The sequence below is a fragment of the Achromobacter mucicolens genome (genome assembly GCF_902859725.1).
GTDB classification, from domain to species: Bacteria; Pseudomonadota; Gammaproteobacteria; order Burkholderiales; family Burkholderiaceae_B; genus Achromobacter; species Achromobacter mucicolens.
On record NZ_CADIJP010000019.1, the window covers coordinates 61,964 to 85,610 of the forward strand.

General features: G+C 66.4%; 22 protein-coding genes. 19 read left to right on the top strand and 3 right to left on the bottom strand.

What is annotated here, in order from left to right:
• Positions 1 to 6 precede the first annotated feature (6 nt).
• Entirely contained in the window at positions 7 to 1,650 is a 1,644-nt protein-coding gene (locus tag HV786_RS21720) for an NAD(P)-binding protein (protein WP_175211833.1), read from the bottom strand.
• Positions 1,650 to 3,161, bottom strand: a complete 1,512-nt coding sequence (locus tag HV786_RS21725; protein ID WP_128828627.1) for a polyamine aminopropyltransferase — start codon at positions 3,159 to 3,161, stop codon at positions 1,650 to 1,652. Before HV786_RS21725 ends, HV786_RS21720 begins: the two co-directional genes overlap by 1 nt.
• Positions 3,162 to 3,250: 89 nt before the next feature.
• On the opposite strand from HV786_RS21725, the gene HV786_RS21730 reads away from it, so the two are divergent.
• From HV786_RS21730 to HV786_RS21765, 8 genes are all read left to right on the top strand, one after another.
• Positions 3,251 to 3,637 (top strand): DUF350 domain-containing protein, encoded by a 387-nt coding sequence (locus tag HV786_RS21730; RefSeq protein ID WP_128828832.1) that lies wholly within the window; start codon positions 3,251 to 3,253, stop codon positions 3,635 to 3,637.
• A 39-nt stretch (positions 3,638 to 3,676) separates the two neighbouring features.
• Positions 3,677 to 4,729 carry an SPFH domain-containing protein gene (locus HV786_RS21735; RefSeq protein ID WP_175211835.1) on the top strand — a complete coding sequence of 351 codons (1,053 nt, stop codon included), beginning with the start codon at positions 3,677 to 3,679 and terminating at the stop codon, positions 4,727 to 4,729.
• Between the two features lie 6 nt (positions 4,730 to 4,735).
• Positions 4,736 to 6,211 (top strand): DUF4178 domain-containing protein, encoded by a 1,476-nt coding sequence (locus HV786_RS21740; RefSeq protein WP_128828626.1) that lies wholly within the window; start codon positions 4,736 to 4,738, stop codon positions 6,209 to 6,211.
• Positions 6,212 to 6,376 carry a hypothetical protein gene (locus HV786_RS21745; RefSeq protein ID WP_172802197.1) on the top strand — a complete coding sequence of 55 codons (165 nt, stop codon included), beginning with the start codon at positions 6,212 to 6,214 and terminating at the stop codon, positions 6,374 to 6,376. It begins immediately after the preceding gene.
• A complete protein-coding gene (speD, locus tag HV786_RS21750; protein ID WP_128828625.1) occupies positions 6,373 to 6,723 on the top strand; it encodes an adenosylmethionine decarboxylase in 351 nt (116 codons plus the stop codon). The genes HV786_RS21745 and speD overlap by 4 nt, the downstream gene beginning before the upstream one ends.
• A 130-nt stretch (positions 6,724 to 6,853) precedes the next feature.
• Positions 6,854 to 7,612, top strand: coding sequence for a molybdate ABC transporter substrate-binding protein (gene modA, locus HV786_RS21755; RefSeq protein WP_128828624.1), 759 nt, complete (start codon positions 6,854 to 6,856; stop codon positions 7,610 to 7,612).
• Between the two features lie 27 nt (positions 7,613 to 7,639).
• Positions 7,640 to 8,326, top strand: a complete 687-nt coding sequence (gene modB, locus HV786_RS21760) for a molybdate ABC transporter permease subunit (RefSeq protein ID WP_056323878.1) — start codon at positions 7,640 to 7,642, stop codon at positions 8,324 to 8,326.
• Positions 8,323 to 9,009 carry an ATP-binding cassette domain-containing protein gene (locus HV786_RS21765; protein ID WP_128828623.1) on the top strand — a complete coding sequence of 229 codons (687 nt, stop codon included), beginning with the start codon at positions 8,323 to 8,325 and terminating at the stop codon, positions 9,007 to 9,009. The genes modB and HV786_RS21765 overlap by 4 nt, the downstream gene beginning before the upstream one ends.
• 39 nt (positions 9,010 to 9,048) lie before the next feature.
• On the opposite strand, the gene HV786_RS21770 is transcribed toward HV786_RS21765, so the two are convergent.
• Positions 9,049 to 9,843 carry a TOBE domain-containing protein gene (locus tag HV786_RS21770; RefSeq protein WP_128828622.1) on the bottom strand — a complete coding sequence of 265 codons (795 nt, stop codon included), beginning with the start codon at positions 9,841 to 9,843 and terminating at the stop codon, positions 9,049 to 9,051.
• Between the two features lie 175 nt (positions 9,844 to 10,018).
• On the opposite strand from HV786_RS21770, the gene HV786_RS21775 reads away from it, so the two are divergent.
• The 11 genes from HV786_RS21775 to pgsA all read left to right on the top strand — a co-directional run bounded on the left by HV786_RS21775 (position 10,019) and on the right by pgsA (position 23,623).
• Positions 10,019 to 10,615, top strand: coding sequence for a DUF4136 domain-containing protein (locus HV786_RS21775; protein ID WP_128828621.1), 597 nt, complete (start codon positions 10,019 to 10,021; stop codon positions 10,613 to 10,615).
• A gap of 10 nt (positions 10,616 to 10,625) precedes the next feature.
• Complete coding sequence (locus tag HV786_RS21780; protein ID WP_128828620.1) at positions 10,626 to 11,822, top strand: DUF3734 domain-containing protein; 1,197 nt, start codon at positions 10,626 to 10,628, stop codon at positions 11,820 to 11,822.
• A 326-nt stretch (positions 11,823 to 12,148) separates the two neighbouring features.
• Complete coding sequence (locus HV786_RS21785; RefSeq protein WP_420809652.1) at positions 12,149 to 12,454, top strand: winged helix-turn-helix domain-containing protein; 306 nt, start codon at positions 12,149 to 12,151, stop codon at positions 12,452 to 12,454.
• A 204-nt stretch (positions 12,455 to 12,658) separates the two neighbouring features.
• Positions 12,659 to 13,957 carry an efflux RND transporter periplasmic adaptor subunit gene (locus HV786_RS21790; protein WP_175211837.1) on the top strand — a complete coding sequence of 433 codons (1,299 nt, stop codon included), beginning with the start codon at positions 12,659 to 12,661 and terminating at the stop codon, positions 13,955 to 13,957.
• A gap of 65 nt (positions 13,958 to 14,022) precedes the next feature.
• On the top strand, positions 14,023 to 17,253 hold the full coding sequence (locus tag HV786_RS21795) for a multidrug efflux RND transporter permease subunit (RefSeq protein ID WP_128828619.1): 3,231 nt from the start codon (positions 14,023 to 14,025) through the stop codon (positions 17,251 to 17,253).
• On the top strand, positions 17,250 to 18,743 hold the full coding sequence (locus HV786_RS21800; RefSeq protein WP_175211839.1) for an efflux transporter outer membrane subunit: 1,494 nt from the start codon (positions 17,250 to 17,252) through the stop codon (positions 18,741 to 18,743). The genes HV786_RS21795 and HV786_RS21800 overlap by 4 nt, the downstream gene beginning before the upstream one ends.
• Positions 18,740 to 19,480 (top strand): pyridoxine 5'-phosphate synthase, encoded by a 741-nt coding sequence (gene pdxJ / locus HV786_RS21805; RefSeq protein WP_062839094.1) that lies wholly within the window; start codon positions 18,740 to 18,742, stop codon positions 19,478 to 19,480. The genes HV786_RS21800 and pdxJ overlap by 4 nt, the downstream gene beginning before the upstream one ends.
• A 38-nt stretch (positions 19,481 to 19,518) precedes the next feature.
• The gene (acpS, locus tag HV786_RS21810) at positions 19,519 to 19,953 is read left to right on the top strand and encodes a holo-ACP synthase (protein ID WP_056323898.1); all 435 of its coding nucleotides are present in this window, start codon (positions 19,519 to 19,521) and stop codon (positions 19,951 to 19,953) included.
• A 49-nt stretch (positions 19,954 to 20,002) separates the two neighbouring features.
• Positions 20,003 to 21,061, top strand: a complete 1,059-nt coding sequence (gene nagZ, locus HV786_RS21815; protein WP_128828618.1) for a beta-N-acetylhexosaminidase — start codon at positions 20,003 to 20,005, stop codon at positions 21,059 to 21,061.
• Complete coding sequence (gene uvrC, locus HV786_RS21820) at positions 21,024 to 22,850, top strand: excinuclease ABC subunit UvrC (protein ID WP_056323901.1); 1,827 nt, start codon at positions 21,024 to 21,026, stop codon at positions 22,848 to 22,850. The genes nagZ and uvrC overlap by 38 nt, the downstream gene beginning before the upstream one ends.
• Before the next feature lie 200 nt (positions 22,851 to 23,050).
• Positions 23,051 to 23,623, top strand: a complete 573-nt coding sequence (gene pgsA / locus HV786_RS21825) for a CDP-diacylglycerol--glycerol-3-phosphate 3-phosphatidyltransferase (RefSeq protein ID WP_128828617.1) — start codon at positions 23,051 to 23,053, stop codon at positions 23,621 to 23,623.
• Positions 23,624 to 23,647 lie beyond the last annotated feature (24 nt).

Below are 23,647 nucleotides of genomic sequence, written 5' to 3' on the forward strand. Positions count from 1 at the left end.
CGATTTTCATCCTTGTTCGTGGTGGCCCAGGATACGCCCTGCCGCCTTGACGCCCCACCATGAGGCTTCTTCGAAGACCGAATACCCAGACAGGTCGGCGTGCGCAAACAACACCGGGCCATCGACCGCGCGCAGCGCGGCCAGGCCCGGATTGGACAGGTAGCCGCAGACCGGCGAGGCCATCGCGTGGCCGCGCACCGTGATCTCAAGCTGGCGGGCGCTGCGCCAGAATTCCTTGCCGTACGCCGCAACCAGATCCGCCGCGGCGATGTCGCGCAGATCCTGCGGGCTGGCGCGCGTCAGCCAGTCGCGCGCCGCCTGGGGCGTCTGGCCGCTTAGCGCGTGATACGCCGTGAACACGCTGCGCGGCGTGCGCGCCACGCGCAGCAGCTGGTGGGTGGACACGACATAACCCAGCGCCTGGCCTTCGTAGACCACGTTGTCCCAAGACAGGGGCTCGCCGGGCGCTTCGAGCGGGTAGCCGTCCATGACGAAGTTCGACACCATCCAGGCCGCGTGCGGGGCGGTGTGCACGGCCGGGTCGTAGCCATACGCCCGCAGGTCGGGCAGCAGGCGCTGCGCGACGAAAAGCGGCATGGCGCACACCGTGCGGCGCGTCTGCACGGCATAGGCGCTGGCGGCGCCGTCCGGCGAGTCCTTCACGCACAGGACCCGCGGGCCGGCGGGCAGTTCGTCGATGCGCATCGCCGTGCCTTGCAGCAGCCAGCCGGTGTGGCCGAGCTGCCTGGTGATGGCGTCCCGCATGCGGTCGGCCAGCACGGCCAGGCCGCCCGGCCACGTCAGCACGGCGCCTTCGCCGGCGTTGGCGGCATGGCCGTCGCGGCTGGCAAAGTAGTGCAGGCCGGCCCACGCCGACACCTCGTCGTGCCGCGCGCCGTAGTCGTCGCGGCAGCAGTAGTTCAGATACCAGTGCAGCGCGGGCGAGGTATAGCCCTCTTGCGTCAGCCACGCCTTGAACGTCAGGCCATCCAGCGCGCGCCAGGCCGGATCGCGCGAGGACATTTCCAGCGGGATGCAGAACACCTTGCGGCCGTCGTTGCCGACCTGCGTGCGCAGTTGATCGATCAGCGCCAGAAAGCGCCGGTGCTGCGCGGCGTCGGCATCGGGCACGCCCGTCATGGGCAACAGGCCTTCCTCCCAGCGCCCGTTGCGCAGCAGTCTTTCCTGCGGCGAATGCACGAGAACCGCCTCGTCGTAGTAGGGACGGGTGTCGCCCGCGCCGTGTTCGATGATGCCGAAGTCGGCCAGCATCTCGCGCACGTGGGTCGAGGCCAGCGACGGCAGCGGCAGGTAATGCGCGCCCAGCGGGTAGTCCAGGCCGTCGCGCTGTCCTGCCGCGGCATTGCCCGCAAATTCTGGGCCCTGTACCACGACAAAATCGGTGAAGCCCTCGCGCGCCAGCTTCCAGGCGCAGGACAGGCCAGCGACGCCAGCGCCCAGAATGGCGACCTGGTGCTGCCGGGTGCCCGTCGGATGCGGCAGGGCCGCCTTGTCGCGCAACGCGTGGCCGGCCTGCATGCCCGGGTAGTGCACGTCCGGCGTCGTCTCGACGACGCGCGATCGCCAGTAGCCAACCGAACCTGCGGCGGCGGCCGTGGCAGCGCCCAGGAGGAAGCTGCGCCGACGCATCAGCGGATGACCTTGCGCCAGTCCTCGTCGAAATAGCGCACGAGAGATTGTTCGTTCAGGCGGTTCGGCGGCATGGCCAGCGCCGGCATGTCGGCGGGAAAATGAAAGAGCGCGCGCACGGTGACGGCGTCCAGGTAGCGCGTGGCCACCGTGATCTTCTCGGGCGGCGCGTAGTCGCGGCGCTTGCTGGCCAGGATGAAGCCCCAGTCGCCGAACGACGGCACGTAGGTGTGATACGGCCAGGTGTTCAGGCCGGCTTCCTTGAGCGTCGCGTCCACGCTCCAGAACGAGCGCGGGGCAAAGTAGGGCGAGGTGGACTGCACGACCATGTAGCCGTTTTCGGCCAGGTGCCGCGCCATCAGGTGGTAGACCGGCACGGAATACAGCCGGCCCAGGCCGAAGTTGGACGGATCGGGAAAGTCCACCACGATGAAGTCGTACACCTGGGCGTGGGACTCCAGCCAGCGGCCGGCGTCGTCATTGATGACGGTGACGCGCGGGTCCTTGAGCGAACCTTCGTTCAGCTTGACCAGCGGCTCGGAACGCGAAAACAGGTTCGTCATGGCCGGGTCCAGGTCCACCAGCGTGACGTGCTCGACGTGTTTGTACTTGAGGATCTCGCGCACGGCCAGGCCGTCGCCGCCGCCCAGCACCAGCACGTTGCGCGCCCAGGGCAGCGCCTGCAGGCCCGGATGCACCAGCGATTCGTGATAGCGGTGTTCGTCGCGCGACGAGAACTGCAGGTTGCCGTTGATGTACAGGCGCAGGTCGTCGTGCCAGCGCGTCACGGCCAGGCGCTGATACTGCGTGGTCTCCGCGTGGATCACGTCGTCGCCGTACAGGCCTTTTTCGGCCCAGGCGGTCATGCTGCCGGAATAGACGAACCCCAATCCCAGGATGCCGATCACCACACCAGCGCGCACGGCCTTTTCGCCGGGGCGGCTGACTTCGGCACGGAACAGCCACGTGGTCCAGAGCGCCACGCTGGCGTTCAGGATGCCAAAGAGAAAGCTGGTGCGCAGTAACCCCAGCTTGGGCGCGAGCAGCAGGGGGAACACCAGGGACACCGCCAGCGCGCCCAGGTAGTCAAAGGTCAAAACGCGGCTGACGATTTCACGGAATTCCGCCTTGCGCTGGTTGAACACGCGCATCACCAGCGGGATCTCCATGCCCACCATCAACCCGATGATGAAGACGCCCACATACAGGGCCGCGCGAAAGGGCGCGGACAGCCACGCGAACACCAGGAACAGCACCGCGGCCGAGACGCCGCCCAGCAGCGCCACCAGCAACTCGACGTCGATGAAGCGATTCAGAACGTCTTCGTCTCTTACATATTTTGACAACCACGAACCGATGCCCATGGCGAAGAGATAGCAGCCGATCACCGACGAGAACTGGAGGATCGAATCCCCAAGCAAATAGCTGGCGAGCGCGCTGCTGATGAGCTCGTAGCCCAAGCCGCAGGACGCGACGATCAGTACCGAAAGAATGAGAACGCGGTCGCGCATAGGGAGTCCGAGCCAAAAAATGCGTTCGCAGTATATCGAACGCGACGTATATACTGCGCGCAATTGGGAGGCTGGCAATGGGAGAAGCAATGCATCCGGCGGTGACCTATCTGATCTACATCGTTTCAGCGCTCATCATGCTGGGCGTTTTCACGGCGGTCTACACCGCCGTCACGCACTACAAGGAATTCGACCTCATCCGCGAGGGCAACATCGCCGCCGCCCTGTCCTATGGCGGCGCGCTGGTCGGTTTCAGCCTGACCCTGTGTTCCAGCATCGCGGTCCACGCCAGCTTCGTCATGTTCGTGGTGTGGGGCGTGGCGGCGATGATCGTGCAGATCGTCGTGTACGCCGTCGTGTCCAAGGCCATAAGGGGCATGACCGACGCCATCGCGGAAAACAACATCGCCATGGGCGGCCTGATCGGCGCGATCTCGCTGGCGGCCGGCATCGTCAACGCCGCCTGCCTGACCTGAGCGCGGCGCGCAATCCCCGATCTGACAGGAGGACTTTCCATGAGTCTCGGTTCATTCATTCGCAAGCAGTTCATCGACATCCTGCAATGGAACGAGGATCGCGACGGCGTGCTCGCCTGGCGCCATCCGATGCAGGATTTCGAAATCCAGTACGGCGCCAGCCTGACCGTGCGGGAATCGCAGATGGCGGTGTTCGTCAACGAAGGCAAGGTGGCCGACGTGTTCGGCCCCGGCATGTACAAGCTGACGACGCAGACGCTGCCGATCCTGACCTACCTGAAGAACTGGGACAAGCTGTTCGAGTCGCCCTTCAAGTCGGACGTCATCTTCTTCAGCACGCGCCTGCAGCTGGGCCGGCGCTGGGGCACGGCCCAGCCGGTGACGCTGCGCGACAGCGAGTTCGGCATGGTGCGCCTGCGCGCCTTCGGCGTGTATTCGTACCAGATCTCCGATCCTGGCAAGTTCTATCGAGAAATCAGCGGCACGCGCGATGTGTACACGGTGGACGACCTGGAGGCGCAGCTGCGCAACATGGTCGTGGCCGCCATGACGACCGCCCTGGGCAGTTCCAAGGTGCCATTCCTGGATATCGCCGGCAACCAGGGGCTGATGTCGCAAAGCATCGCCGAGCAACTGGCGCCCGTGTTCGACCGCTATGGCGTCAAGCTGGACAACTTCACGGTCGAGAACGTGTCGCTGCCCGAAGAACTGCAAAAGGCGCTGGACACCCGGATCTCGATGGGCATGGCCGGCGACCTGGGCAAGTTCACGCAGTACCAGACCGCGACGTCGATTCCGCTGGCGGCCCAGAACGAAGGCGGCATCGCGGGCATCGGCGCGGGCCTGGCCGCGGGCGCGGCGCTTGGCCAGACGATGGCGCAGGGCCTGGGCGCGGCGCAAGGCCAGCCGCAGCAATCCCCGCAGCAACCCGCCCCGCAGCAGGCGCAGCAACCGGCGCAGCCGGCCCAACCCGCGCAGGCCGATCCGGTCCAGCGCCTGCAGCAATTGAAAGACCTGCTGGACAAGGGCCTCATCACGGCGGCGGATTACGATTCGGCCAAGGCCGAAGTGCTGAAGAAACTCACCAGTTAAGGCGCCATGCAGCAGGTTCTGTGTCCGCAGTGCGGCGCCCCAGTCAAGTTCACGTCCGCGGCCTCCGTCATGGCGGTCTGCGGCGCCTGCCGCAGCACCTTGCTCAAGGATGCCGAGTCGGTCAAGCGCATCGGCGAGGCGGCGGAGGTCCTGGAGGACTATTCGCCGCTGTGCCTGGGCGCGGCGGGCGCGCACGACGGCAAGCGCTTTGATGTCATCGGCCGCATTCAGATGCGCTTTGACGAGGGCTTCTGGAACGAGTGGTACCTGTGGTTCGAGGATGGCACGGACGGCTGGCTGTCGGACGCGTCCGGCCAGTACGCCGTCACGCGGCGGCGCAAGGCCAAGACCGCACAGGAGATGCCGGCGTTCGACAGCATTTCGCCCGGCGACGAATTCAAGCTGGATGGCCAGCGCTTCGTGGCGGCGGACGTACGCGTGAGCCAGGCCGGCGGCGCCCAGGGTGAGCTGCCCTTCGTGCCGGGCGACGGCTGGCAGGCCAAGGTGGCCGACTACCGGAGCCTGGACGCCTTTCTCACGCTCGACTATTCCGACGGTCCGCAGCCCGAGCTCTACATCGGCAAAGCGTTCGACCTGTCCGCCATGCAGGCGGGCTCGCTGCGCACCGCGGAGCAGGTCGAGGAAACGGCGGGGCGCTTTCGCGGCCAGATCAAGGCGCTGGACTGCCCCAACTGCGGCGCGCCGATCTCGTTTGTGGCTGCCATGGCCACGAATGTGGTTTGCCCGTCATGCGCGGCGGCCGTCGATTGTTCCGGCCCCACCGCCGAGGTCATCGAAAAGGCGCGGCGTGTCGAGAAAATCCACGCCACGCTCCCGCTGGGATCGGTCGCCAAGATGGAAGGCGTGGACTACACGCTGATCGGCCTCATGAAATGCGCCGATCCCGACCCCGAAGAACCGTCCAGCTGGACCGAATACCTGCTGTTCAACGCCGCCAAGGGGTTTGTGTGGCTGGTGGAGTCGGACGAAGGCTGGGAACGCGTGCAGGTCTGCGACACCTGGCCCAGCCATAACAACGCCTCCAGCGTGCGCTGGCGCAACCGCGAATACAAAAAGCTGTACGACTACACCTCGCGCGTGGAAATGGCGCTGGGCGCCTTCAACTGGCGCGTGAAGGTGGGCGACAGCACGCAGATCACCGATTACAAGGTCGGCACGCTGAAGCTGACCCGTGAACTGGGCGACAAGGAACTGGGCTGGTCAGCGTCGGCGCCGGTGTCGCCGGCGCAGCTGGCGCAGTGGTTCGACCGGCCGGAACTCAACCGCCAGAAGGCCATGCGCATGTCGTCCGGCAAGGCCGCCGGGGGCTATCGCAAGTGGGCCAAGGGCGCGCTGATCGCGATGCTGTTCCTGAACTTCGGCAACATCTTCGACGGCCGCTTCATTCCGGTGCTGATTGGGATGGTGTTTCTCTGGCTTCCGGCCCTCTTGGCCGACACGCTGATGGGCGAGGACGAATAGATGAAAGGCAAGTTGTTGTATGCCATCTACGCGGTGGTGGTCGTGCTGGCCACCACCAGCGCCAGTGCGCCGGGCACGCGCCTGGCCGGGGGCAGCAGTAGCAGCAGCTGGGGCAGCAGCTATTCGGGCGGATCGGGCTGGTCGTCGGGCGGATCCCACAAGTGACTGCCCACGCAACACCCGGCCGCCACGTGCTGGCGGACTTTCGCGGCGTGGCGCCCAGTCTGCTGACCGACGCGCAGGCGCTGGAACGCCAGATGACCGCCGCAGCCCACGCGGCCGGCGCGCAGGTGCTGAGCGCGCATTTCCATCATTTCGGGGAAGGGGCGGGGGTCACCGGCGTCATCCTGCTCAGCGAATCCCACATCAGCATCCATTCCTGGCCCGAGCACCGCTTCGCGGCGCTGGACATTTTCATGTGCGGGGCCGCCCGGCCCGAAGACGCGCTCGATTTCCTGCGCGCCGCCCTGGCGCCCGAATCCGTCGAAGTCACGACGGTTGCCCGCGGCTAGAAGGCGGCCCTTCAGGCTGGCCTTGATTATTCCTTGATATTTCATAAATGCCTCCTGCGGCAAAATTGACGAGCGTTATATACCTGGATATATTTCGATGCCGAATCGTTGGTTTCCACAGGAGAAGGACATGCTTCACAAACGCCCGCTCATCGCGCTGACCCTGGCGCTCGCCGCCGCGTGGGGCGCCAATGCCAGCGCGGGGGAACTGGTGGTGTCGGCCGCCGCCAGCCTGACCAACGCATTCAAGGACGTCGCGCAAGGCTTTGAAAAGGAACACCCCGGCACCAAGGTGATCCTGAATTTCGGCGCCTCCGATGTGCTGCTTCAGCAAATCGTGAAGGGCGCGCCCGCCGACGTGTTTGCGTCGGCCGACCAGAAGGCCATGGACAAGGCGGTCGAGGAAAAGGCCGTCAAGCCCGCCTCGCGAGTCGATTTCGCGGCCAATGAGATCGTGCTGATCGTCCCGAGCGACAGCAAGGCCGGCATCAAGACGCTCAAGGACCTGGAGCGTCCCGAGATCAAGCGCATTGCCTACGGCAATCCGTCCTCGGTGCCGGTGGGCCGCTACACGCAGGCTGCGCTGCAGGCCCAGGGCCTGTGGGATGCCGTGCAGGCCAAGAGTGTGCTGGCGCAGAACGTGCGCCAGAGCCTGGACTACGTGGCGCGCGGCGAGGTCGACGCGGGCTTTGTGTTCGCCACCGACGCGGCCGTCATGCCGGGCAAGGTCAACGTGGCCGTGCGCGTGCCATCGCAGACGCCAGTGACCTATCCGATTGCGCTGACCACGCGCGAGGCCGCCGCCAAGGAAGCCGAAAGCTTCGTCAAGTACGTGCTGTCGCCGGCGGGGCAGGCGATACTGTCGCGCTATGGATTCCAAAAGCCCTGAGTGTCCGTTCAATCGTAGTGAATATCGATGAGTGATCCGGTCTGGGTCCCGCTGCTGCTTTCGTTGAAAGTGGCAGGCTGGGCGACGCTATTGGCGACCGTGGCCGGCACGGCCGCGGCGTATTGCCTATCCCGCTGGCGCTGGCCGGGCCGCGACCTGCTGGACGCCATCCTGACCTTGCCGCTGGTGCTGCCGCCGACCGTGCTGGGCTACTACCTGCTGGTGCTGCTGGGCCGGCGCGGCATCATTGGCGAAACGCTGGCGGGCTGGGGCATCGAACTCGTATTCACCTGGCAGGGCGCCGTGGTGGCGGCGTCCGTGGTGGCCTTTCCGCTGGTGTTCAAGTCGGCCCGCGCCGCCTTCGAAAGCGTGGATGGCCAGCTTGAAAACGCGGCGCGCGTGCTGGGCGTGGGCGAGGCGGGCGTGTTCTTTCGCGTCACCTTGCCGCTGGCCGCGCGCGGGATCGCCGCGGGCGTGCTGCTGGCCTTTGCACGGGCGCTGGGCGAGTTCGGCGCCACGCTGATGATCGCGGGCAACCTGCCGGGCCGGACGCAGACCTTGTCGGTCGCCATCTACGAAGCCGTTCAGGCCGGCGACGACGCCACCGCCAACATGCTGGTGCTGGTCACGTCCGTGACCTGCATCGTCGTGCTGCTGGCCGCCGGCAAGCTGGTGCCCATTGGCGCCGGCCAGCGCAACGGAGGCGGGCGATGAGCATCGACCTTTCCGTGCGCAAGCACATGGTGTCGGGCGACCGCAAATTCGACCTCGACGTGCAATTCAAGTCGGCCGCCAAGCGCATCGCGCTGTTCGGGCCGTCCGGCGCGGGGAAAAGCCTGACCCTGCGCGCGGTGGCCGGACTGCTGCGCCCGGACGCAGGGCGCATCGAGGTCAACGGACGGGTGCTGTTCGACAGCCAGGCAAGCATCTGCCTGCCCGCGCGGACCCGCCGCGTGGCCTACCTGTTCCAGGACTACGCGCTTTTTCCCCACCTGACCGTGGCGCAGAACATCGCCTTCGGCCTGCGCCGCGGGTTGTTCAATCCGCCCCGGCGCGAGGTAACGCGCGAGGCACGGCGCTGGGTCGACGCGTTCGAGCTGGGCGCCATTGTCGGCAGCTACCCCCACGAAATTTCAGGTGGGCAAAAGCAGCGCGTCGCCCTGGCGCGGGCCCTGATGCTGCAGCCCGACATCCTGCTGCTGGACGAACCGTTTTCCGCGCTGGACTCGCAACTGCGCGGCAAGATGCGGCAAGAGCTGGACGCGCTGCAACGCCAGCTGGATGTGCCGATGCTGCTGATCACGCACGATCCCGCGGACGTCGAGGCGCTGGCCGACGAGGTCTTCGAAGTGCGCGAGGGCAGGGTGGGGCGCCACGACGAGAACGTCGGGCTTTAGTGCGCCGGCGTGGCGGCCGCCTTCGCTGGCGGCTGCGCGTCAGTCGAGCACGCCGAGGATCACGCTGGACGCCTTGAAAATCGCCACGGCTTCGGCGCCAACGTCCAGTTTCAGGTCGGCCGCGCTTTCGTTCGTGACGATGGCGGCCAGCGTCGTGCCGCCGTCCATCGCGATCAGGATCTCGCTGTTGACGGCGCCCGGCCGCAGGTCGGTGATGCGCCCCTGCAACTGGTTGCGCGCCGACAGTCGCAGGCCCGGGCCCGGCGCGCCAACAATGACCGAAGACGCCTTGACCAGCGCGATGGCTTCCTTGCCGGGAGCCAGGCCCAGTTCTTTCGTGCTTTCACGCGTGATCGTGGCCGCGACGGTATGACCGCCGGCAATACGCAGGAGCACTTCGTCGTTGACGGCGCCCGCGCGGATCTCGATGACGGTCCCCAGGAATTTATTGCGTGCGCTGGTCTTGAGCATGAATCGCCTCATCAGGTCGATGTCGCCGCTGGCATCCAGCCCCGCGCGCGTCAGGTTGTCCATGAACTTGCGGTGTTCGACTTCGAGCGCCCGGAAGGTCGCGATCAGGCCGCGCGCCCGATCGGTAAGCTGCGTGCCGCCGCCGCCCTTGCCGCCAGCCGCGCGCAGCACCAGCGGTTCACCGGCCAGGTTGTTCATGGCGTCGATGGCGTCCCAGGCGCCCTTGTAGCTCATGCCCACGGCGCGTGCCGCCGCCGTGATCGACCCGGTGGCGTCGATCTGCGCCAGGAGGTCGATGCGGTTCTTGCCGCCCCAGGTCTGGGCGCCGGAGCGAAACCAAATGGAGCCGTCGAGTTCAAGCATGCGCGTGTCGGTAGGAGTGGCCGGGAGCGACGGGAAGTGTAACGGACCGGGCGCGGGGCGCAATGCGGCCGCGACGATTCCGGGCGGATGGTTGGTGGTTGCGAATGAGATTCTGTTGAAACTTTGGTGGCTTCGCGGCACTATGTTGTCGCCTTGAACTCACGGAGAGATCGACATGAAAGCGTTGAAAATGCTGACGGCGGGTTCCATGACGGCATTGCTGGCGGCCTGCGCCTCCGGTCCCACGGTCAAGAGCGACTATGACCACCAGGCCGATTTCGCGCAGTATCAGACCTTCGGCTACATGTCTCCGCTGGGTACGGACAAGGCCGGCTACAACACGCTGCTGACCGAACGCCTGAAGAGCGCGGCGCGCGGCCAGATGGAAATGCGCGGGTATACCTACAGCACCACCAATCCCGACCTATTGTTGAACTTTGGCGCCAAGCTCCAGCAGCAGACCGAAGTCACGCCCGGCTTCGCACCCATGGGCCCGTATTACGGTTATCGCACCGGCTTCTACGGGGGCTGGCCCGGCTACGGTTGGGGCGACGACGTCTATCAATACACCGAGGGCACGCTCAGCGTCGATCTGGTCGATGCGCGGCGGCGGCAACTGGTCTGGGAGGGCGTCGCCGTCGGCGAAGTCCAGAATCCCGACAGCGCCGGTTCCCAGCAGAACGTGGACAAGGTGGTGGCGGAGATCTTCGCCAAGTATCCCTTCCGCGCTGGCGTCGGGACGCCGCAGGTGCCGGACAAGACCAAGCGCTAGAGGACGCCGCATGACTGCAAGCCGCGAGGCCCTGACCGAAGACACCGGCGACACGCCGTCCTACGACACCGTCGCGCTCGTGCTGCAAGGGGGCGGGGCGTTGGGTTCGTACCAGGCAGGGGTGTACCAGGGCCTGCACGAAGCCGGCATCCGGCCTAACTGGATTTCCGGCATTTCCATCGGTTCGATCAACGCGGCCATCATCGCCGGGTCCCCGGAAGACGAGCGCGTCGAGCGCCTGCGCGGCTTCTGGGAAAGCATCTGCCGGCCCACGGGCTTTGCCGCGCTGCCCTGGGGCGATACCTTGGACGGCATGTTCGAAGGGGTGCCGTTCGGGTTCGGCTCGCCCGCCATGAACGGACAGGTCTCCGCGCTGCAAGCCCTGTTGACCGGCCAGCCGGGCTTTTTCAAGCCGCGCTTTCCGCCGCCTTACCTGGTGCGCGGGCGCGGCGCCGCCTCCACCAGCTTCTACGACACAACGCCTCTGGCCGCCACGCTGCGCCAGTTCGTGGATTTTGACCTGCTCAACAGCGGCGCGGTGCGGGCGAGCTTCGGCGCCGTCAACGTGCGTTCGGGCAATTTCGCGTATTTCGACAGCCTGCACGACACCCTGCGGCCCGAGCACATCATGGCATCGGGCGCGTTGCCGCCGGGGTTTCCGTCGGTGGAGATCGATGGCGAGCATTACTGGGACGGCGGCCTCGTATCCAACACGCCGCTCGCGCAGGTGCTAACCACGGACAACATGCGCGACACGCTGGCGTTCCAGGTCGACCTGTGGCCCGCGCGCGGCTCGCTGCCGACGTCGCTGGAAGAGGTGGCCGAGCGGCAAAAGGACATCCAGTATTCCAGCCGCACCCGGTTGGTAACAGACCAGCTCCGGCGCGTCCTGAAACTGCGGCATGGCTTGCAGCGCCTCTTGGAACGCCTGCCGGAAAGCGAACGCAGCGCGCCCGAACTGGCGGACATCCGCAAGCTATCGCACACGCCGGCCACCAACATCGTCAACCTCATCTACGAGGCCAAGCACCGCGAGCGCTATTCCAAGGACTACGAGTTCGGCACCGAAGCCATGCGTGAACACTGGGAGTCGGGCCTGGCGGACATCCGCCATACGCTGGAAAAGCCCGGCATCCTGGCCCGGCCCACGCAGGACAGCTGCTTTGTCACGCACGATATCCATCGCAACGGGACCCATCATTCGTAACGCAGTGGCGGCTTACCGTCGTTTGCGGGGTGGGCAGGTCGGATTGGTCTGAAAGATGCGCGGCGACGGGCTGAAATCCGCGCCGTGCAGGTAGCCTTCAAGGACATTCCGCAACCTTGTTCCGGGACGGGCCGCCCCTTGCATGCCGGCGGCCATCCTGGTGGAGATCCGCCTTGAATGCTCCTGTGCCCGCTCCCTTTCTTGTCAAGCCCGGCACGCGCAAGCGCGCGCGTACGTCCGCTAGCAACCCCGAACGTGGCCCCGCATGCAGCCCCTCGCGGACGCAATCAACCGCCGGCCGGGCGCCGGACCTGCCCCAAGACCCCGTGGACGGGTGGTGGAGCCTGCTCTACTGGGGCTGGACGCTGCAATTGCCCAACGGCGCGCGCTTGGACCTCACCGAAGTCGAGCGCGCCTGCTTCGCCTGCCTGGTCAGGAATCCGCAGCGTGAATTGGTCCGCGAAGAAGTGAAACACCTGCGCGGCGGCATGAACATGCGGTCACTCAATGTCGCGATCTGCCGGCTGCGCACCAAGGTCCGCCAGGCGGGTGCGCGGCTGCCCCTGCACACGGTGCATGGCGTCGGCTATGCGTTCCTGGGCAATCTCCGAGAGCTCGCCAGCAGCAAATAACTGTTGCGCAATTGCGCCTGAAAGTTCCCCCGGACCCCCCAAAAGTACGTGATTTCCCCAATATCTGAGTTACATTACTGGGCTATTCACGTGTCGTTGGTGACGCTTGGTCATGATTTGATCGCTGCTCTTCGGCACGTTCGAATTGCTGCGGTACCTGACGCGATTTCACGACGCGCTTCATTACGCTACGCGGGGGTTTCAATGCGGTTTTCGCCTAAACGAATTTCGGGTCTGGCTGTTTCCGGTGGCGTCCTCGCGCTCATATTGGCCGGTTGCGGGGAAAGACCCCAGATGAATCCCGGCATGCCCCAGGTCAGCGTGGTCACAGTGCAGCCGCAGCGCGCGCCCATCGTCTCGGAATTGCCGGGCCGCGTGGATGCCGTGCGCGACGCGCAGATCCGCGCCCGGGTCACCGGCATCGTGCAGCGCATCACCTTCGAGCAGGGCGGCGACGTCAAGGAAAACCAGCTGCTGTTCAAGATCGATCCGGCGCCCTACAAGGCCGCCTACGATCAGGCGACGGCGCAGTTGAAGCAGGCGCAGGCCAACCTGTTCAGCGCCAAGCTCCTGGCCGACCGCTACGCGCCGCTGGTCAAGGCCAACGCCGTCAGCAAGCAGGAATACGACAACGCCGTGGCGTCCTTCCGCCAGGCCGACGCCACCGTGGCCGCCGCGAAGGCCGCTCAGGACAACGCCGCCATCAACCTGAGCTACACGGACGTCACCTCGCCGATCACCGGCCGCATCGGCAAGCCGCTGGTCACCGAGGGCGCGCTGGTCGAATCCACGTCCGCCACGCAAATGGCCACGGTGCAGCAGCTCGATCCCATCTACGTCGACTTCACGCAGTCCACCGCCGATTTGGCCGCCCTGCGTCGCGCCTTTGCCAGCGGCCGTCTGCAGCAAGTGGGCAAGGACGCCGCCCGCGCCACCGTCGTGCTTGAAGACGGCTCCGAATACGAACATCCCGGCAAGCTGCTGTTCACCGGCATCACGGTGGATCCCAGCACCGGCCAGGTGAACCTGCGCGCCGAGGTCCCCAATCCCGATGGCATCCTGCTGCCCGGCATGTACGTGCGGGTCCGCCTGGAGCAGGGCTTTGACGATGTCGCCCTGCTGGTTCCCCAACAGGCGCTGCAGCGCACGGCCGACGGCAAGCAGAGCCTGATGCTGGTGCGCGACAACAAGATCGCGCAGGCGCCGGTCACCACTGGCGGCGCGTACGAAAACAACTGGCTGATCACCAGCGGCCTGAAGGCAGGCGACGTGGTCGTGGTCGAAGGCTTCCAGAAGATCCGCCCCGGCGCGCCGGTGCAGGTCAGCCAATGGAACCGGGGCGGCACGCCCGCGCAGGGCGGCGCGCCCGCCGCGCAGCCTGGCGCCAAGCCCGCCGAACCTGGCGCGCAGCCCGGCGCCAAACCGGCCGAACCCGCCCCGCAGCCCGGCGCCAAGCCGGCCGAGCCGGCCCCGCAGGACAAGGCCGCCGGCCAGAAATCGTAAGCGGCACGCGGCGCAGCAAGCGCCGCGTTCCTCTTTGGTGAGCATCGCTTTAAGAGTCAGCCCACATGCCGCAATTTTTCATCGATCGACCAATCTTCGCCTGGGTAGTTGCCCTTTTCATTCTGCTGGCAGGGGTGTTGGCCATCCCGAACATGCCGGTTGCGCAGTACCCCGATGTGGCCCCGCCGGCCATCACGATCACCGCGACCTACCCCGGCGCGTCGGCCCCCGAAGTGGCCGAATCGGTCACCAGCATCATCGAAGATCAGCTCAACGGCGCCAAGGGCCTGATCTACTACGAGTCCGTCAGCGACTCCTACGGCACCTCGACCATCACCGCGACGTTTGCGCCGGGCACCAATCCTGACCTTGCGCAGGTGGACGTGCAGAACCGCGTGTCCAACGTGATCGCCCAGTTGCCCAGCGCGGTGCAGCAGCAGGGCCTGCAGTACGAGCAGACGAGTACCGGCTTTCTGATGATCGTGACGCTGTCGTCCACCGATGGTTCGCTGGACCAGACGGCGCTGGCCGACTACATCACCCGCAACGTGAAGAACCCGGTTTCGCGGGTGCCGGGCGTGGGCCAGTTCCAGTTGTTCGCCGCGCCTCGCGCGATGCGCGTCTGGCTGGACCCGGCCAAGCTGGTTGGCTTCAATCTCAGCATGGCCGAGGTCAACAACGCCATCGCCAGCCAGAACGTGCTGATCTCCGGCGGCAGCATCGGCGCGCCGCCCAATCCGGAATCGCAGCGCATCACCGCCACGGTCACGGCCAATGGCCAGTTGAGCACGGTCGACGGCTTTGGCCGTATCGTCCTGCGTGCCAACACCGACGGCTCCAAGGTGCTGCTGCGCGACGTCGCCCGCATCGAGGTCGGCGCCGACAACTACCAGTTCGGCGCCCGCCTGAACGGCAAGCCCACGGCGGCCTTCGCCATCGTGCTGTCACCCAATGCCAACGCGCTGGCCACGGCGCAAGGCGTGCGCAACCAGATGCAGGAGCTGTCCAAGTATTTCCCGGGCAACATCCAGTATTCGGTACCGTACGACACCGCGCCCTACGTCAAGGTCTCCATCGAGCAGGTGCTCCATACCCTGGCCGAAGCCATGGTGCTGGTGTTCCTGGTCATGTACCTGTTCCTGCAGAACGTGCGCTACACGCTGATCCCGGCGCTCGTGGTCCCGGTGGCCATGCTGGGGTCGTTCGCCGTGATGCTGGCGCTGGGCTTCTCGATCAACGTGCTGACCATGTTCGCGATGGTGCTTGCCATCGGGATTCTCGTGGACGACGCCATCGTGGTCGTCGAAAACGTCGAGCGGATCATGGCGACCGAGGGCCTGCCGCCCAAGGAGGCCACCAAAAAAGCCATGCCGCAGATCAGCGGCGCCATCATCGGGATCACGCTGGTGCTGGTGACCGTGTTCCTGCCGCTGGCCTTCATGAGCGGGTCGGTGGGCGTGATCTACCGCCAGTTCTCGGTGGCCATGGCCGTGTCCATCTTCTTTTCGGCGCTCTTGGCGCTGACCTTCACGCCGGCGCTGTGCGCCACGATCCTCAAGCCGGTGGCCAAGGGCCACCACGAGGACAAGAAGGGCTTTTTCGGCTGGTTCAACCGCAAGTTCGACGCCACGACGCACGGTTACCAGAACTGGGTTTCGCGCATCCTGCACAAGGGCGGCCGGATGATGCTGGCGTTCCTGGTGCTGGTCCTGCTTTTGGGCTGGCTCTACCTGCGCCTGCCGTCGTCGTTCCTGCCCGAGGAAGACCAGGGCTACGTGGTCAGCAACATCGAGCTGCCCACCGGCGCCAGCGCCAACCGTACGGTCGAGGTCATCGAGCAGGTCGAAAAATACTTCCAGGGCATTCCCGCCGTCGAGAACATCATTGCCGTGCAGGGCTACAGCTTCAACGGCAACGGTCTGAACGCGGCCATCGCCTTCACGACGCTCAAGGACTTCAAGGACCGCAAGGAGCGCCAGGATTCGGCCGGCGCGATCGCCTTCACCGCCTTCGAAAAGCAACTCATGGGCATCCATGACGCGCAGGTCTTCACGCTGGTGCCGCCGGCCATCTCGTCGCTGGGCAACGCCACCGGTTTCGACTTGCGCCTGCAGGATCGCGGCGCCGCCGGCACCGAGGCCCTGGCCGCGGCCACCGCGCAACTGATGGGCGAGGCCATGAAGAGCCCCGTGCTGTCGCAGGTCCGCATCACGGGCTTGTCGCCAGGCACGCAGCTCAGCCTGAACATCGACCGCGACAAGGCGGCCGCGCTGGGCGTGGACTTCAACGAAGCGGCATCGCTCATCTCGACCGCGGTCGGCTCGGCCTACCTGAGCAAGTTCCCCAACATGGGCCGGATGCAGAACATCTGGGTCCAGGCCGATGCGCCGTACCGCATGCAGTTGTCCGACGTGCTCAAGCTGAACGCCCGCAATGCGCAGGGCGGCATGGTGCCGCTGTCCACGTTCGTCAAGGGCGAATGGGTACAGGGGCCGGTGCAGGTCGTGCGCTACAACAGCTACGAGTCGATGCGTATCGGCGGCAGCTCGGCGCCGGGCTATTCCACCGGCGAGGCCATGGAAGAAATGCAGCGGCTGGTCGCCCAGTTGCCGCAAGGCTTTGGCTACGAATGGACGGGATTGTCCTATCAGGAACGCCAGGCCGGCAACCAGGCCCCCATCCTGATGGGCCTGTCGCTCCTCGTCGTGTTCCTGGTGCTGGCCGCGCTGTATGAAAGCTGGGCCATCCCCATCTCCGTCATGCTGGTGGTGCCTCTGGGCATGCTGGGCGCGGTGGCGCTGGTCAGTGCGTTGGGCATGTCCAACGACGTGTACTTCCAGGTTGGCATGGTGACCGTGATCGGGCTGGCGGCCAAGAACGCCATTCTTATCGTGGAATTCGCCAAGGACCAGTACGCGCGCGGCATGGGCCTGTACGAGGCCGCGGTGGAGGCCGCGCGATTGCGCTTCCGGCCCATCCTGATGACGTCGCTGGCGTTCATCCTGGGCGTGATTCCGCTGGCGCTGGCCACTGGCGCGGGCGCGGCCAGTCAGCGCGCGGTGGGCCTGGGCGTGCTGGGCGGCATGCTGGCCGCCACACCGTTCGCCGTGATCTTCGTTCCGACATTCTTCGTGGTGGTGCTGGGCCTGTTCAAGACCCGCCCGCGTCTGCTCGGCGCCGAACTGCGCGCCTTCGAGCAGGAGCAGGCCGAAAAGAAGGCGGCGGCCGAAAAGGGCGCTACCCCGGCAACGCCGCAGACCGCACAACCCACTGGTGGCCAGGAGGGCAAGGAATGAAAGCCCTGATGTTCAGACAGACCGCCTTGTCCGCCTTTGTGGCGGTGGCGTTGGCCGGCTGCTCGCTGGCGCCCGATTACAAGCGTCCCGACGCGCCGGTCAGCCCGGCGTGGCCGGATCAGCCCAAGGTGCAATACGGCGCGTATTCGCGCGCCACCACGCTGGGCTCGCAGCCCGCCGCCGATGTCGTGCCGCAGGCCGTCACACCCGCGGCGGACCTGGGCTGGCGCGAATTCTTCCGCGATCCGCGCCTGCAGGCCCTCATCGAGCTTGCGCTGGTCAACAACCGCGACCTGCGCGTGGCGGTCCAGCGCGTCGAAGAGGCCCGGGCGCAATACGGCATCCAGCGCGGCGCGCAGTGGCCCAGCATCGGCGCCGGCATCCAGGGCCAGCGCCAGCACCTGCCGGCCAACATGCGGGCTGGCGGCCCGGATTCCAGCTCGATCAGCAGCTCCTACCAGGCTGGCATCGGCCTGACCACGTTCGAAATCGACCTGTTCGGCCGCCTGCGCAACCTGTCCGAAGCCGCGTACCAGCAGTACCTGTCGACCGAGCAGGCGCAAAAGACCGTTCACATCACCTTGGTGGGCTCGGTTGCGCAGTCGTATTTCAACCTGCGCGCCGCCGAGGTCCAGCTGGACCTGACGCAGCGCACGCTGGCCTCGCGCCAGGAATCGTATGACCTGGTCAAGCGCCGCTTCGACGGCGGCGTGGCCTCCGAACTGGACCTGAACCAGTCCAAATCGCTGCTGGACACGGCCTCTGCCGACCTGGCGCAACTGGCGCGCGCCCGCGCGCAGGCCATGAACGCGCTGGTGCTGGTGGTGGGCACGCCGCTGCCCGACACGCTGCCCCCGCCGGCCACGTTCGGCCGCGACCAGGTGCTGGCCACGGTGCCGTCGGGCCTGCCGTCCGACCTGCTGGAGCGCCGGCCCGACATCGCCGCCGCCGAAAACCAGCTGCTGTCCGCCAACGCCAACATCGGCGCGGCGCGCGCGGCGTTCTTCCCGACCATCTCGCTGACTGGCCTGCTGGGCGTGGCCAGCCCGTCGCTGGGGGATCTGTTCAAGGGCGGGCAGGGGTATTGGAGCTTCTCGCCGTCGATCACGACCCCGCTGTTTGCGGGCGGCAGCATCCGCGAAGGACTGAACCTGGCCAAGGCGCGCGACAATATCGCCGTGGCGCAGTACGAGCAGACCATCCAGCAGGCGTTCCGCGAAGTCTCGGACGCGCTGGCGGGCGAGGCCACCTACGGGGCGCAGCTCGATGCCCAGCGCGCGCTGCAGGATTCCTCGGCGCGGACGCTGGAGTTGTCGAATTTGCGTTATACCAACGGTATCGACAGCTACCTGCAGGTGCAGACCGCGCAGGTGGACTTTTTCAACGCCCAGCTCGCATTGGTGCAAACCGGCCTGGCCGCGCTGATCAACCGCGTGGAGCTTTACAAGGCGCTGGGCGGCGGCTGGGAAGAAACAACGAAAGTGCAATGATAGAACTTGGTGTAAACATCGATCACGTCGCCACGCTGCGGCAGCAGCGCCATACGGCGTACCCCGACCCGATCGCCGCGGCGCTGCGCGCCGAGGACGCTGGCGCCGACCTGATCACGCTGCATCTGCGCGAAGACCGGCGGCACATCCAGGATGCCGACGTCTACGCGATCCGCCCGCAGTTGCGCACCCGCATGAACCTGGAATGCGCGGTCACGCCGGAAATGCTTGAGATCGCCTGCGCGGTCAAGCCCAGCGACGTTTGCCTGGTGCCCGAAAAGCGCACCGAGCTCACGACGGAAGGCGGGCTGGAAGTGGCCGGCGCGATGGGCCCGGTGTCCGACGCCGTGGCGCTGCTGACCGAAGCCGGCATCCGCGTCTCGCTCTTCATCGATCCGGACCCCGTTCAGATCGCCGCCGCCGCCAAGGCCGGCGCGCCCGTGATCGAACTGCACACCGGCGCCTATGCCGAGGCCGAGGGCGAGGCCGCCCACGCCGAACTGCAGCGCATCCGCCTGGCCGTGACCGAAGGGCTGCGCCACGGGCTGCGCGTGAACGCGGGGCATGGCCTGCATTACGGCAACGTCAAGCCGGTGGCCGCGCTGGACGGTATTTCCGAACTCAACATCGGCCACGCCATCGTGGCGCAGGCGATCTTCGACGGCTGGGAAAAAGCCGTGCGCGACATGAAGGCGCTGATGGTGCAGGCGCGGTTGCACGCGCTGCGCGGGCTTTGAACGCGGGCCGATGACGCGTTTTGACCGCTAGCCAGGCGATGCCGATGTCCGACTCTTCTTCCGCCACGCCCGCCGGCGCCATTGCCGGCATCGGCATGGACCTTCTGCGCATCGACCGGATCGAGCGCGCGCTGGCGCGCCACGGCGACCGATTCGCCGAAAAGATCCTGGGACCCGAAGAACTCCTCAAATTCCATGCCCGCCGCGCGCGCGACCCCGTCCGCGGGCTGCGATTCCTTGCCACGCGCTTTGCGGCCAAGGAAGCCTTTTCCAAGGCGATCGGCCTGGGCATGCGCATGCCGATGACGTGGCGGCGCGTGCAGACGCTGAATGCGCCGGGCGGCCGCCCGGTGCTGGTGATCGCGCCCGAATTGCAGGCCTGGTATGCCGAACGGTTCGGCGCGGCCCACGTTTCCATTACCGATGAATCCGACATGGCCGCCGCGTACGTGGTGGTCGAGCGCAAGCCCTGAGCCCGGGATTTTTCCCGCCGGCTTGCTGCACATCTACAAGGACACCTCCATGGCCAAAAAGAAATCCAAGGCGGTCCTGCCCCCCGGCCCCGTGATGGTCGATGTGGCGGGATACACGCTTACTAAGGCGGAAAAGAAGCGCCTGCGCCACCCGCTGGTGGGCGGCGTCATCCTCTTTGCCCGCAACTTCGAGAACCGCGCCCAGCTCACCGCGCTGACGCGCCAGATCCACAAGGCGCGCAAGGAGCCGCTGCTGATCCTGGTGGACCATGAAGGTGGCCGTGTGCAGCGGTTCCGCGAAGACGGCTTCACGCCGTTGCCGCCGATGCGCGCGCTGGGCCAGTTGTGGGACCAGGATCCGCTGCAGGCGATGCGCCTGGCCACCGAGGCCGGGTATGTCCTGGCCGCCGAACTGCGCGCCTGCGGCGTGGACATGAGCTTCACGCCGGTGCTGGACCTGGATTACGGCGTCAGCAAAGTCATCGGCAACCGCGCCTTCCACGCCGATCCCCGCGTCGTGACCATGCTGTCGCGCGCGCTGGTGCAAGGCCTATCGCTTGCCGGCATGTCGGCCTGCGGCAAGCATTTCCCCGGCCACGGTTACGTGGAGGCCGACTCGCACCACGAGATCCCGGTCGATCCGCGCACGCTGGACGAGATCATGAAGGACGACGCCGCGCCCTACGCGTGGCTGGGCGACGCGGTGCTGCCGTCCGTCATGCCCGCGCACGTGATCTATCCCAAGGTGGACAAGCACCCGGCGGGATTTTCCAAGCGCTGGGTGCAGGACATCCTGCGCAAGCGCCTGGGCTACGATGGCGTGGTGTTCTCGGACGACCTGACCATGGAAGGCGCCGCGGTCGCGGGCGACATCCTGGACCGTGCCAACGCCGCGCTGCGCGCCGGTTGCGACATGGTGCTGGTGTGCAACCGCCCGGACCTGGCCGACGACCTGCTGTCGCGCCTTGAGTTCGACCATGCGCCCGAGTCCGTTGCGCGCATCCGGCGCCTGATGCCGCGTTTCGATGCGCCCGATTGGGATACCTTGCAGGCCGAAAGCCGTTACCAGAATGCCCGACGACTTCAATCTCAAATCGTTCCTGTCTGACCTGCCGCATCTGCCGGGTGTCTACCGGCACCTGGATGCGGCCGGCGAGGTCATGTATGTCGGCAAGGCGCGCGACCTGAAGAAGCGCGTCTCGTCGTATTTCCAGAAGACGCTGTCCAGCCCGCGCATCGCGCAGATGGTGGCCAAGGTGGCGCGCCTGGAGGTCACGGTGACGCGCTCCGAGGCCGAAGCGCTGATCCTGGAAAACAACCTCATCAAGAGCCTGAAGCCGCGCTACAACATCCTGTTCCGCGACGACAAGTCCTATCCGTACCTGCACATCACGGGGCATGACTGGCCCCGCATCGCGTACTACCGCGGCGCCACCAACAAGCGCGGCCAGTTCTTCGGCCCGTTTCCCAACGCCTGGGCCGTGCGCGAAACCATCCAGATCCTGCAAAAGGTCTTTCGCCTGCGCACGTGCGAGGACAGCGTGTTCGCCAACCGCTCGCGCCCCTGTCTGCTGCATCAGATCGGGCGCTGCTCGGCGCCTTGCGTGGGCGCCATCGAAGCGGCCGAGTACGACCGCGACGTGCATCGCGCCGTCCGCTTTCTGAACGGCGAGGCCAAGGACGTCATGGGCGAGATCGAGGCCCGCATGCAGCAGGCCTCCATGGAGTTGCGCTTCGAAGAAGCCGCGGCGCTGCGCGACCAGATGGGATCGCTGGCGCGCGTGCTGCACCAGCAGACCATGGAAAACGTCAGCGGCGAAGACACCGACATCATTGCGGTCGCCATTGCCGGCGGCAAGGTCTGCGTGAACCTGGCGATGGTGCGCGGCGGCCGCCATCTGGGCGACAAGCCGTTCTTTCCCTCGCACGCCGAAGGCGAGGCCGCGCCGCAGGTGCTGGAAGCCTTCGTGGCCCAGCATTACACCGAGAACGCGATGCCGCCCATCCTGGTGTGTTCGCACACCTTGCCCGATCCCGAGCTGATCGCACTGCTGGTCGAGCAGTCGGGCGGCCGGCCGACGCGGGTGCTGACGCGGCCGCAGGGCACGCGCCGCTCGTGGCTGGAGCAAGCGGCAAAGAACGCCGAAATGGCGCTCGCGCGCGCGTTGACCGAATCCGGCGCCCGGGCGGCCCGCACGCTGGCGCTGGCTGAAGCCCTGGACCTGGACACCGACGAAGCCGCGCTCGACGCGCTGCGCATCGAGTGCTTCGACATCAGCCACACCGCCGGCGAAGCCACCCAGGCTTCCTGTGTGGTGTTCGAACACCACGACATGCAGCCCTCGCTGTACCGCCGTTACAACATCGCCGGCATCACGCCCGGCGACGACTACGCGGCCATGCGTCAGGTGCTGACCCGGCGTTTTGCGAAGGTGGCCGATGGCGACGCGCAGATGCCCGGCCTTGTCCTCATCGACGGCGGCAAGGGCCAGGTCGAGGTCGCGCGCAAGGTCTTCGCGGAACTGGGACTGGACATCCAGACGCTGGTGGGCGTGGCCAAGGGGGAAGGGCGCAAGGTCGGCCTGGAAACCCTGGTCTTCGCCGACGGCCGCCCGCCGGTCGCCCTGGGCGGTGAATCCGCCGCGCTGATGCTGATCGCCCAGGTGCGCGACGAGGCCCACCGCTTCGCCATCACCGGCATGCGCGCCCGCCGCGCCAAGACACGCAACGTCTCGCGCCTGGAAGAAATCGAAGGCGTGGGCGCCCGCCGCCGCCAGCGCCTCCTGGCCCGCTTCGGCGGCTTCTCCGGCGTTGCCCGCGCCAGCATCGAGGACCTGGCCTCCGTAGACGGCATCTCGCAAGACTTGGCAATTCGAATCTACGAGGCGCTGCGCTGACACCCTGGAATCGCTCAGATGTCACGAACTTGTGTCACCCTCGCCGCCGACCCAACATGCCAAACCCCCAATTTCAACCACTCCACCCGACGAGCAATCCGGGCCGCGCGGATCCGGCTCCGCCGGTCCGCTGCGGCGCCCCTGGGGAAGGCGCCAAAGGCGCTTCGGAGGGGACCACCCTCTGTTAGGATACGGACACTATGCCAATTAACGTTCCCATAATCCTGACGTGGCTGCGTATCGCCATGATTCCGCTGGTGGTCGGGCTGTTCTATCTGCCCGAAAGCTGGATGTCTGTTCCCACGCGCGATACGCTGGCGGCATGGGCATTCATCATCGCCGCGCTGACCGACTGGTTCGACGGCTGGCTCGCCCGGCGCTGGAACCAGACATCGGCATTTGGCGCATTTCTGGACCCGGTGGCCGACAAGCTCATGGTCTGCGCCGCCCTCATCGTGCTGCTTGACCTGAGCCGGGTCGACGCCTTCATTTCGCTCATCATCATCGGCCGTGAAATCACGATTTCCGCGCTGCGCGAATGGATGGCCAAGATCGGCGCCAGCGCCAGCGTGGCCGTGCACCGGCTGGGCAAGTTCAAGACGGCGGCGCAGATGATCGCCATTCCGTGCCTGCTGTACAACCAGTCCATCTACGGCGTCAGCACCAAGCTGCTGGGCGACGTGCTGATCATCGTGGCCGCGGTGCTGACGGTGTGGTCGATGCTGTACTACCTGCAGCGCGCCTGGCCCGCGATCCGCGAAAAGGCCATGTAGTATCGATTTTCCGGGCCGGCTGCA